At 64.1% G+C, this 9,837-nt stretch carries 10 protein-coding genes; 7 read left to right on the forward strand and 3 right to left on the reverse strand.

Features of this window, described 5'->3' with window-relative positions; genetic code table 11:
- Window positions 1-122: 122 nt before the first annotated feature.
- From BISU_RS11705 to BISU_RS09410, 7 genes are read left to right on the forward strand one after another with little or no spacing between them, the layout of a single operon-like run.
- Window positions 123-524 carry a MobC family plasmid mobilization relaxosome protein gene (locus tag BISU_RS11705; RefSeq protein WP_024464612.1) on the forward strand — a complete coding sequence of 134 codons (402 nt, stop codon included), beginning with the start codon at window positions 123-125 and terminating at the stop codon, window positions 522-524.
- On the forward strand, window positions 524-1,975 hold the full coding sequence (locus tag BISU_RS09385) for a relaxase/mobilization nuclease domain-containing protein (RefSeq protein ID WP_024464611.1): 1,452 nt from the start codon (window positions 524-526) through the stop codon (window positions 1,973-1,975). Before BISU_RS11705 ends, BISU_RS09385 begins: the two co-directional genes overlap by 1 nt.
- Window positions 1,976-2,008: 33 nt before the next feature.
- Window positions 2,009-2,800, forward strand: coding sequence for a DUF3801 domain-containing protein (locus BISU_RS09390; protein ID WP_024464610.1), 792 nt, complete (start codon window positions 2,009-2,011; stop codon window positions 2,798-2,800).
- 26 nt (window positions 2,801-2,826) lie between these two features.
- Entirely contained in the window at window positions 2,827-5,523 is a 2,697-nt protein-coding gene (locus BISU_RS11710) for a GumC domain-containing protein (RefSeq protein ID WP_024464609.1), read from the forward strand.
- 14 nt (window positions 5,524-5,537) lie between these two features.
- Window positions 5,538-5,837 carry a hypothetical protein gene (locus BISU_RS09400; RefSeq protein WP_024464608.1) on the forward strand — a complete coding sequence of 100 codons (300 nt, stop codon included), beginning with the start codon at window positions 5,538-5,540 and terminating at the stop codon, window positions 5,835-5,837.
- Complete coding sequence (locus BISU_RS09405; protein WP_024464607.1) at window positions 5,834-6,343, forward strand: hypothetical protein; 510 nt, start codon at window positions 5,834-5,836, stop codon at window positions 6,341-6,343. Before BISU_RS09400 ends, BISU_RS09405 begins: the two co-directional genes overlap by 4 nt.
- Complete coding sequence (locus BISU_RS09410) at window positions 6,340-8,103, forward strand: VirD4-like conjugal transfer protein, CD1115 family (protein ID WP_024464606.1); 1,764 nt, start codon at window positions 6,340-6,342, stop codon at window positions 8,101-8,103. The genes BISU_RS09405 and BISU_RS09410 overlap by 4 nt, the downstream gene beginning before the upstream one ends.
- A gap of 3 nt (window positions 8,104-8,106) precedes the next feature.
- Here the strand turns inward: BISU_RS09410 and BISU_RS11715 are convergent, their stop codons facing one another.
- The 3 genes from BISU_RS11715 to BISU_RS09425 all read right to left on the reverse strand — a co-directional run.
- Window positions 8,107-9,336 carry a hypothetical protein gene (locus tag BISU_RS11715; RefSeq protein ID WP_024464605.1) on the reverse strand — a complete coding sequence of 410 codons (1,230 nt, stop codon included), beginning with the start codon at window positions 9,334-9,336 and terminating at the stop codon, window positions 8,107-8,109.
- Complete coding sequence (locus BISU_RS09420; RefSeq protein WP_024464604.1) at window positions 9,333-9,512, reverse strand: hypothetical protein; 180 nt, start codon at window positions 9,510-9,512, stop codon at window positions 9,333-9,335. The genes BISU_RS11715 and BISU_RS09420 overlap by 4 nt, the downstream gene beginning before the upstream one ends.
- Window positions 9,513-9,625: 113 nt before the next feature.
- A partial coding sequence (locus BISU_RS09425; RefSeq protein WP_034533049.1) for an ATP-binding protein occupies window positions 9,626-9,837 on the reverse strand: 212 nt, incomplete at its 5' end.

The following is a 9,837-nucleotide window of genomic DNA, read 5'->3' on the forward strand; positions in this document are numbered from 1 at the left end:
AAACCGCATTCCCCACTACCGATTCTGTATTTAGCGAGCATTGCATCTGTGGCCACAGATGCGTCGGGACGGCTGCGCCGGCCCTGCTCTCCGGGAGACCCGGACCCCATAGGAGAAGCAGCATGAGCTGGCTCTCCAAACGCACGCGAAGCATCTGCAAAAAGATCATGTTCACGCCTGACGAATGGCATGAAGTCGAATTCCTGTGGACCGAGTTCCGGGAATTCGACGACGCGAAACGCTACGCGAGATTCGGCGACTGGGCGCGCCAGCTGCTCATGTGGGGGCAGGTCGAAAAGATCGAGGTGCCCTTCGAGCCCGAGCAGCTGCGAGGCGAGATCAGGCGCATCGGCGTGAACGTGAACCAGATCGCCCACACCGCGAACATCTCCAGAAGCGTCAGCCCCGAACAGATACAGGCGGTCCTGGGCGCGCAGGCGAAGCTGTGGGACATGTTCTCCCGAATGGAAGAGGAATACACGCGCAAAACCACTGGACTATCCGAGCGAAGAAGGAGCAGCTGATGGCCGTCGTCGTGATGAAGGAGGTGCACGTGCACCTGGTCAGCGCCATCGCCTACGTCGTCAACGCGGAGAAGACCGACAACGGAAGGCTCGCGGAGACGAACTTCCAACGCGACCCGCTGGACAGCGCGAGAGCCGCCAAGGCCATGGAATTCGACATCGAGCACGCCATGTACAAGGTCGACAACCCCGTGCTCGCCTACCACGTCATGCAAAGCTTCAAGCCCGGCGAGATCACCCCCGAGGAGGCCCACCGCATCGGCGTGGAATTCGTCGAAGCGATCACCGGAGGCCAGTACAAGTACGTCATCGCCACCCACACCGACCGCCGGCACATCCACAACCACATCATCATCTGCTCGACCAACGAGGTCACCCACAGGAAGATGCGCGTCATCCCGAGCAAGAGGAACGGCACCCTGAAGCAATGGCGGAAGATCAGCGATGACCTGTGCCGCAAATACGATCTGAGCGTCCAGCGCGGCGGGCTCGACCCGGAACGGCACTCGCCAGGCATGAACGAGCTGTACGCCAACGCCAAGGGAGCAAGCGTCAAGAACGACATCCGACGCATCATCGACATGACCGCAGGCAAAGCCGAGACCTTCGAGGAATTCCAGAAGCAGCTACGCGCGAACGGTGTCTTATGCACCGTCAGAGGCCGGCACCTGACATACGAATACCTCGACACCGGATTCAAAGTGCGCGACAACCGGCTCGGCCAGGCATTCGACCAGGTCAACATCATGGGCAAACTGAACCATGCGGTCATGCGCGAGATCACATTCAACGAGAAGATGATCCGCAAGCAGTTCGGCGGCTACGTGACCGTCTGGCTGCCAGGAACAGACCGCGCCCAGACGCTCACCATCGACGAAAGCCAGATCATCCGCAACGGCAAGACCTGCCGCGCGTTCCTGAGCATGGACCAGCAGCAGGTCATCACCGACTGCGACGACCGATACGTGCGCACCATCCGCACCGACCAGCTCTACGAGCATTTCGCCCGCCCGGACATCGATTTGAGCGGTCTGGTCGAACGCACCTTCAGAACGGAGATAGGCGTGAGCCAGGCCCAGCGACGCTACTACCACATGCAAGGCAAAAGGCTCGACACGCTGCGTGACCGGACCCGGGAGCTCAACGCCGCAAGGCAATGGGTCGTGCAGAACGCCGGCGGCAACTTCGCTCAAGGCGTGCGCAATCTCGAACTCGAAGTGCGCAAGGAAAGAGCCGAATTCCAGGCCATCATCGTCAGCCGCAACGACATGGCCGACGACATCAACGGCCAGCGACGCCCCGATATCGAACCCGACGCGGACATGAAACGCAGAGAGAAACACCTGACCGACCTCGAACTCGACCTCAAGGCACTCAAGCGAGTCGAGCAGCGCGAACACGGCAGCCAGCCCGACCGCGAACAGAACCACCGGAGATCCGCAAGCCGCTAACGGCACGGATCCGGACAACCAAAGGAGAACAATATGGTGGACGAAATGATCGAACAAGCCGGGCAGCGCGCCATCATGGCCGTCATGCAAGGCACGGGAAGAATCGCCCTCAAGCTCGCCGGAAAAGGCGCAAGCCAGCTCGCGCACGCCCTGGCCGAGACAGGCAAATGGCCCGTGCGCAAGACCCGCGACACGATCCGCGAATCAATCAACAGCGGGAACATGAGCGAGAAACGGCTCCAGAACCTCTCCGGCGGCGACCTGCACCAGATCCAGATCGACGACGAAAGCATACGAGAGGTCACCAAAAGCCTCAAGCAGGCCGGCGTCAACTACTCCATCGAACAAGGCCCCGACGGCACATGGCTGCACTTCGCCGGCCGCGACAACGACCACATCATGCACGCCGTGCAACGAGCATTCAACAAGCTCAACATCGACTTCGACCCCGAGGAAAGCCTCGAGAAAACCACACCCCCAAACAAGCCGGAGCAAGCAAAGGAGACGCCGGAAAGCATCCAGGTCGCGGCCGAACCAGACACGCAGGCCATACCCCGGCAGACGAACCAAACGCAAGCCCCAGCCGCAGGCAACCCCGCAAGCGAGCAGCAGGCACAGCCGATGCTTGTGCGCGAGAACACCCGGCCGAAGCAAGCCGCCCAGGCCCCAGCCGATCGTGACACGCTCGCCACGAAACGCATACCTGTGAAGAAGACCACGCTCAAGGAGCAGTTCCGTGCGCAGGTCGAGCAGCGAACCAAGCAGAAGCTCGCCGCGCAGGGAAAGCCCAAAGCGCCCGTGCAGAAGCCTTCACGAACCCGATAAACACAACCCAAGTAAGGAGCAATATCATGACATCGCAATTCAATTCCCAGCAGCTCAGGAGGCTCGCGATCTTCCAGGACCGCATCAACGGCACGAACCCGAACGACCATGCGCCCGAACCCGTCACCGCGTACGCGATCGACGGCGAGAACCTGTACATGATCTACCGAGCCAGCCGCTGGAGCAGGGTACCTGAAGTGGGATCGATGAATCCCGGAGACATTCTCGCGGAGCGAACCACGGTCAAGTTCGACGAGGCGACAGGAGCATTCCCCGACGTCCAGTACGAGCTGGCCATCACCACGGACGGCCCTCACAGCGAGGAGCCAGAACGCATCCAAACGGACGGTCAGGCGCTCATCCGCAGCTGGTTCAACGCGGAGCCGGAGCGGTTTGAGCAGCTCGGAATCGGCGAGCAGCCCGGCAATACGAGGCTGGAAATCGAGGATGGCGCACGGCTGCCGCCCTACGGGTGGACCGAAGCCTATGAGCGGACGCTCGAGCGGATGATGCGCGAGCGGCCGGAGGAAATCCGCCTGTCCATGCTGCAGCGAGAAATCAACAGCGAGCCAGGGGCGACCGCGTGGTTCTTGGAGTCCAACGGCTACGACCTGCACAAAATCGTCTGGGAGAACGACAATCAGGGACGATTCATGGGCTATCACTTGGAGCATGCGCAGTTCGAGGAGCCGAACAGCATGTCCGACGAAGCCGACCCAGACCGGCGCGTCGAACTGCCGAGCATCGAGCAGATCGCGCACAGCGACTACGTGCCCGTGGACCCCGTGAGCCTGAGCGACGCGGAAATCCTGGAACGCTCACGTCAGGTCGTCGAGGGCTACCAGACGCAGCGTGTCAGGGACGGCGGCCCGGCCGCCGCGGGCATGCGCCATGACATCGCCCAATCCGGCATCGCAACCACCGACCGGCCCGCCGTGCTTCAAACGACAGGAGAGAACAGCCATCCGGTGTTCGATTTCGACAGCCCAGTAGCTATGCAAGATGCCATGGTCGAGACCATGGAACAGGACATCGCCCAGCAGCAGGAAACACTCGCAACGATCGGGCAGGATGCTCCGCAGCTGGCCCCGGATGCGCCGGCCAGGCCTGTCGTGTGGCCCCGGGTGAATTTCCCGAACAGGTTCGTGACGCCGTTCCAGCGCACGGCGCGCGACGGGCGCGAATACGAGATGATGACCGTCGCCATCCCACGCGGGGTCACTGTCAACGGCGTGGAGCTGGGCGGCTGGCGCTTCGACCGGTTCATGCACGGGCAGGAGCGCACGGCCATCGCCAACCATCGCCCGGTCACCGTCACGTTCCGTCCCGGCGAACCGGTCAATCTGTGGCGCGGCTCCGGAGTAAACAGGGAGACCCTGGCCATCGATGAGCCGTGGGACCTGTGTCGCGCCGTCAAGGCGGAGCGCGACGCCTACCAGCAGGCGCGTGAACAGACGCGCCAGCAGCAGGCCGACGAGCAGCGGGAAGACGCCCAGATCGAGAGCCAGGAGACGCCGGACGACGCCTTCTACCATGCGATGGAGGTGAGCGCGGCCCGGGAGCTGGCGCTGTACATCGAGAACAGTGATGAGCTGGCCGCAGATCTGGCCGCTGCCCGCTCGATCGCGGACCCGCAGGAGGCCGCTCAGCAGATGGGTAAACTCGCGGACCGCGCGAGTCTGGCGTTCGCGCATGACCCGGACTTCTGCGGCATCGAGGCGAGCACGCCGGACGAGACGCCGTTCGACAGCCAGACGCGCCAGCAGGCCGGCGAGTTCCTGCTCGATTTGGGCACTCGAACGATGGCGATCGACGAGAACGCGGCCCGCTTGGAGAAGCAGTCGCGCAGCCTCGACGACTATGAGGAAGGCAGTGCGACCATCGAATACGATGCGGCCGTCCAGGAGGTACGCGATCTCGCCGAAAGCCGCAAACAGGACATCGATGCGTCCTTTCACGGCCAGCTCGACCAATTGACCGACCGGTACGCGACGCTCCTCGCGCAGCGCACGAACGACTTCAACACGCGCAGCGCGGCGATTCCCAGTCCGATGATCACCGGGCCGGCGAACTATCCGGCCGCGAAGATGCAGCAGAAGACCGATGCCCTGATGCGTCATTACAAGGAGCAGAGCGAACGGCTCGACACGCTGCGCGAGCGGATCGAAACGATCGGCGCGGACGGAAAGAGCATCAGCAGCGCGCAGCCCGACGCCTTGCAGCAGCTGCAAGAGAAGCTGTCCGAGCTGCAGGCCAGGCAGGAGACGATGAAGCAGGAGAACCAGCAGGCGCGCGACCGCCATGAAGACGCTCCGCATTCCTCATCCGAGCTCAGGAACAACAACGCGAGCATGCGCCGCGTGCAAGCGCGCATCGAGGGCATCCAGCGCAACCATGACGCCGGGCGCAGCGAGCAGAGCGGGACGACCATGCAGGGCGAGCCGTTCGACCTCGTCCATGACGGGGAGAGCGGCTACGTCTACTTCCGGTTCGAGGACAAGCCGAGCGGCGAGACGCGTGACATGCTCAAGCACAACGGCTTCCACTGGTCGATCAGGGAAAGCCGCTGGCAGCGCAAGATGACCGGGTCGGCCGAGTTCGCCGTCCAACGCATCCTCGAACAGGCCAAACCCCTCGAAGCCACCCAGCCAGCTGCACCAGACAATGACCTGGACCAGGCGCACGAGCGTCAGCACCGCCAGCGCCGGCACGGCGCGCGATGAAAGGGAGCCGTGAAATGAAGAACACGGTCTGGCTGCATGGCACGCTCGCGCAGGACCCGCGATACGCGGGCGCCGGAGCGATGCGCGTCGCCACACTCAGCGTGAGCGTACCCTATCCCGACGGGCAGGAGCGCGAACCCGTCCCCGTGCAGGCCCGGGCCCGGCACTGCGACTACCTGCAGCGAGAGCAGCCCTTGAAGGGCGACGAGATCATGCTGCGCGGGCGCGTCGGCAGAAGCCAGAACGGCGAGAGCGTGGTGATCGCCTCGGCGATCGCCCTGCATCCCAGCACCGAGCAGCGGCGGGAATCATGAGCGTGCCCGCCATCACGGACGGCTCGCTCGCCATCCTCGCCAAGGATCCTAGTGCACTGAGCGCTCAGGCCGAACGGCTGGGCCTGAGCGTGACGGATGCCACTGATCCCGACAGCGCCGAAGGGCGCATGCTCACGGCCATGTGCGGAACGCGGGAGTGCGCGATCAGCCGCCCCTGCGAGCATGTCGCCGTCATCAGCGAGCAGCTGCCTGAACCGCAGGACGGGCAGACCCGGTCGATCAAGGATCCCAAGGCCAAGACCGAGCCGGAGACGACCACCAGAGTCCTGCCCGTCATCCGGCCGGACGGCGGGCCGGAGGCCGAGACTATGGAGTTCCCGCGCGCAGCGCGCGACATGGAGCTCAAGGAGCATCTGCGCCTGCTCATCGAGCAGCGCGTCACCGAGAAGCTCGGCGACGGCGTCGACCTGACGCCCGTGCTCGGCACGCCCGGCACAGACGGTGCCACGCGGCGCACAATCAGAAAGGAAGGACAGTCATCATGAAACCGCCAAGCAGAAACAGCGTGATCCTGTGCATCATCGGGGCCGCGCTCACCGCCCTGCTCTTCGACGTCGCGGCCCATGCCGCGCGCTTGAGCATGGCACGGCACGACCCCATGGACGCGACGGTCAACGCGGCCCTGCAATCGCTGGCCAGCCCGTGGCCTCCCAGCCTGCAGCAGCCCGACCTCATGGCCGGGCTGGCCGGCCTGGTCGTATTCGCGCTGGGAGCATTGTATGTGATCAGCAACAGGCACAACTACCGGTACGGCGAGGAGCACGGCTCCGCCCACTGGGCCGGCGAGCACGACATGAGGCCCTACACCGACCACGATCCGGCACGGAACCTGCAGATGACCGCCACCGAGGGCCTCGCCCTGGACACCAGGGCCACCGGCAGGAACCTGAACGTGTGCGTGGCCGGAGGCTCCGGATCGGGCAAGACCAGAGGCTACGTGCTCCCGAACCTCGCCCGCGCGAACATGAGCTATGCAGTGACCGATCCGAAGGGCGAGATATACCGCTCGATGCGCGAACCGCTCGAGAAGAAGGGATACCAGGTAAGAGCGCTCAACCTCGTGGATCTGGGCCAGTCGGCGCATTTCAATCCGATGTCCTACATCAACCCGGCCACCAGCGAGCAGAACATCCTCGAACTGGTCGACAACCTCATCGACAACACCGCCAACGCGAACTCGGCCAAGGGCGAAAGCTTCTGGGACGAGTCCATGCGCACGCTTCTGCGCGCCCTGGTCGGCTGGGAGTACTACACCAGCGACCAGCCGACCCTCAACGGCGTGGTCGAGCTGCTGGGCATGATGGAGGCCAGCGAGGAGGACGAGACGAAGAAAAGCCCCGTCGACGCGATGATGCAGTCCGCGCGCGAGATCCTGCGCGAGATCCATCAGGGCGAGAATCTGGGGTTCGAGGGCTACGATCCCGAGCAGCTGACGCTCCTGGAGGACGGGGTCGCGTTCGCCACCGCCCAGTACAGGAAATACGAGCAGGGCGCGGGCGAGACGAAGAAGAGCATCATCATCAGCCTTGGCGTGCGGCTGGCCCCTCTGCAGGTCAGCCAGGTGCGCGGCATTCTGGCCGACGACCAGATCGATCTGCATGCCGTGGGCGAGGAGAAGACCGCGATCTTCATCATCATCCCCGACACCAGCGCGACGTTCAACTTCCTGGCAGCCGTGTTCTACCAGTGCCTGTTCAGCACGCTCGTCTACGACGCCGACCACACGCCGTCCGGTACGCTGGGCCGCCCGGTGCACTGCTTCCTCGACGAGTTCGCGAACATCGGCAAGGTCCCCAATTTCACGCGGCTGGTCGCCACGATCCGCTCGCGCGGCATCAGCGTGAGCATCATCATCCAGACCCTCGCCCAGCTCAAGAGCATGTACAAGGACGACTGGGAAACGCTGATCGGCAACTGCGATTCGATCCTGTTCCTCGGCGCGGGCAAGGGCGACATCAGCACCCCGAAATGGATCAGCGAGCTGCTGGGCTCCGCGACCATCGATACCAGGGACATCAGCCAGTCCAGAGGCGTGAACGGCTCGTACAGCATCAGCACCCGCCAGGCCAAACGAGAGCTCATGACCCCCGACGAGTTGGGAAGCGAGAAATTCCCAGGCGACAAGTGCATCTACATGCTTCGCGGCGTCAGCCCGTTCATGAGCCGCAAGATCGACCCGAACCATGCTGCGCGGCCGCCGCAAAGCTCGCTCAGGCGCACGCGGCCACTCCAGCACAGCAGATAGGGTTCAGCCGAGCACGGCCCCGTTGTTGCCTCCCGGCGACGGCGGGGCCTTCTGCTGCGGCGCCGGTACTGGCGCGGGAGCCGGAGCAGGCGCGGGCGTGTAGCGCGGCACGTACCGCGGCGCATATGAGGGCGCTGGCGACTGCGGAGCTGGCGCGGGAGCAGGTGCCGGTGCTGGCTGCTGCTGTTCGGCCTGCGTCTTGCGCTGCTCCTCGTCGGCCTTGCGCTTGGATTCCTCGGCTTTCGCCTTGTCCGCGCGCTCCTGCGCCTGCCGGCATGATGACGTCAATGCGTCGAGCCGGGCGGCCGCGTCGAGCGCCTTCGCCAGATTCTTCCTCGTTATGCTCTTGCCGCCCCACTGCTTGGCCAGGTCGAGCATGGCTGTGCGGTCGGCCGATTCCGGGGAGTCCTTGAGCCTGTTCGCCTGGACGGTGAGCGCGTCGATGCGCTTGCCAGTCTGCCCGGCTTTCGAGGCCATGGCCTTGCCGTATGCTGTGCGCAGCGACGCGGTCGCCTTGGCGATCTGCGCGCTCGACGCTTTCGCGTCGTGGGAGAGAGCATCGAGCTTGTCCGCTTGGCTGGCCAGATCCTTGTCGTCCTTGACGGGGCTGGACTTCACTTCCTTGCACAGGCGTTTGGCGTCCGAGATCGTGGTATGGGCGTGCTCCGCTGCTGCTGCGGCTGCGGTCTGCTCCTGGTGGGCGTGCCATGCGCTGGCGCCTGCGGCGGCGGCGCCGCCCAGGCCCGTCAGGGCAACGACGCAGACGGCGACGATCATGATTCTGCGTACCGGTATGACCCGCTTGAGCTTGACTGGCTCATCGGCGAGCGTGGGCTCGTCCTGGGCGAATGCGTCCAGCGGCAGGGTGATCGCCTCAGTCGTTTCGTCGTCCGGATTGTTCGCAGGCGCGACGGCAGGCTCGATGGTTTCGATGGGTTCAGCGGCTGCAGCGGACATGTCGTCAGATTCGGCGGTCTTGCCCGGTTTCGTCCGCTGCAGGATGCCGCGCTTGGCGGGTTCGGGCGGCATGGGCGGCGCTCCGGCCCTGCCGGGGTCCTGCGTGAATTGCCGGCACCAGTCGGCCAGTTCGGGCCAGCATGCGGGATGCCCTGGCATGTCGCTGATGATGTCGCTGGGATAGTCGAAGTGGTTCACGCATATGTATTCGAGATCCGCGGCCGAGGCCTTCGGATCCAGGTCTCCGTCGACCAGTCTGGTTCGTCGTCTGCTCATCCCCGTCCTCTCATCCTGCATCCCATCAGGCACCATGCCGGCATCGTGTCCGGCTCCGGCTTGCCCTCCCACGCTTCGCCGCACGGCTCCCACATGTCCATGCGCACGCCGTCATCCTCCCGCCGCAGCCTTGTCTCGGCCGAGAACAGCACGGCCTCGCCGTTCTTGCCGCTCATAGCTGGTCATCCGTATACGCGCCCTGAATGGGCCCTTGGTGTTTTTAGTCAAGTTGGTTTTTTGTGGTTGGTCACTTATTTTTTTCGGGTTTCGGCGTGGAGCGTGCTGTTGGTTATTGGTTGTGGATTTCCTTGCCGAACATGAGGGCTTCGCTCACGCGCCGGCTTGGTCCGGTGAATTCGATGAGGCGGCCGTGGTGGACGATGCGGTCGATGATCGCGGCGGCGAGTTTGTCGTCGGCGAAGATCGTGCCCCATTTGCTGAACTCGATGTTGGTGGTGAAGATGATGCTTCTTCTCTCGTAGCTGCCGGTGATGATCTGGT

Origin of the sequence: Bifidobacterium subtile (genome assembly GCF_000741775.1) — a bacterium.
GTDB lineage: Bacteria > Actinomycetota > Actinomycetes > Actinomycetales > Bifidobacteriaceae > Bifidobacterium > Bifidobacterium subtile.

Bases quoted from the DNA above. Each gene is read 5' to 3' on its own strand.
- BISU_RS11705 (WP_024464612.1), top strand. From the start codon at position 123: ATGAGCTGGCTCTCCAAACGCACGCGAAGCATCTGCAAAAAGATCATG.
- BISU_RS09385 (WP_024464611.1), top strand. From the start codon at position 524: ATGGCCGTCGTCGTGATGAAGGAGGTGCACGTGCACCTGGTCAGCGCC.
- BISU_RS09390 (WP_024464610.1), top strand. From the start codon at position 2,009: ATGGTGGACGAAATGATCGAACAAGCCGGGCAGCGCGCCATCATGGCC.
- BISU_RS11710 (WP_024464609.1), top strand. From the start codon at position 2,827: ATGACATCGCAATTCAATTCCCAGCAGCTCAGGAGGCTCGCGATCTTC.
- BISU_RS09400 (WP_024464608.1), top strand. From the start codon at position 5,538: ATGAAGAACACGGTCTGGCTGCATGGCACGCTCGCGCAGGACCCGCGA.
- BISU_RS09405 (WP_024464607.1), top strand. From the start codon at position 5,834: ATGAGCGTGCCCGCCATCACGGACGGCTCGCTCGCCATCCTCGCCAAG.
- BISU_RS09410 (WP_024464606.1), top strand. From the start codon at position 6,340: ATGAAACCGCCAAGCAGAAACAGCGTGATCCTGTGCATCATCGGGGCC.
- BISU_RS11715 (WP_024464605.1), bottom strand. From the start codon at position 9,336: ATGAGCAGACGACGAACCAGACTGGTCGACGGAGACCTGGATCCGAAG.
- BISU_RS09420 (WP_024464604.1), bottom strand. From the start codon at position 9,512: ATGAGCGGCAAGAACGGCGAGGCCGTGCTGTTCTCGGCCGAGACAAGG.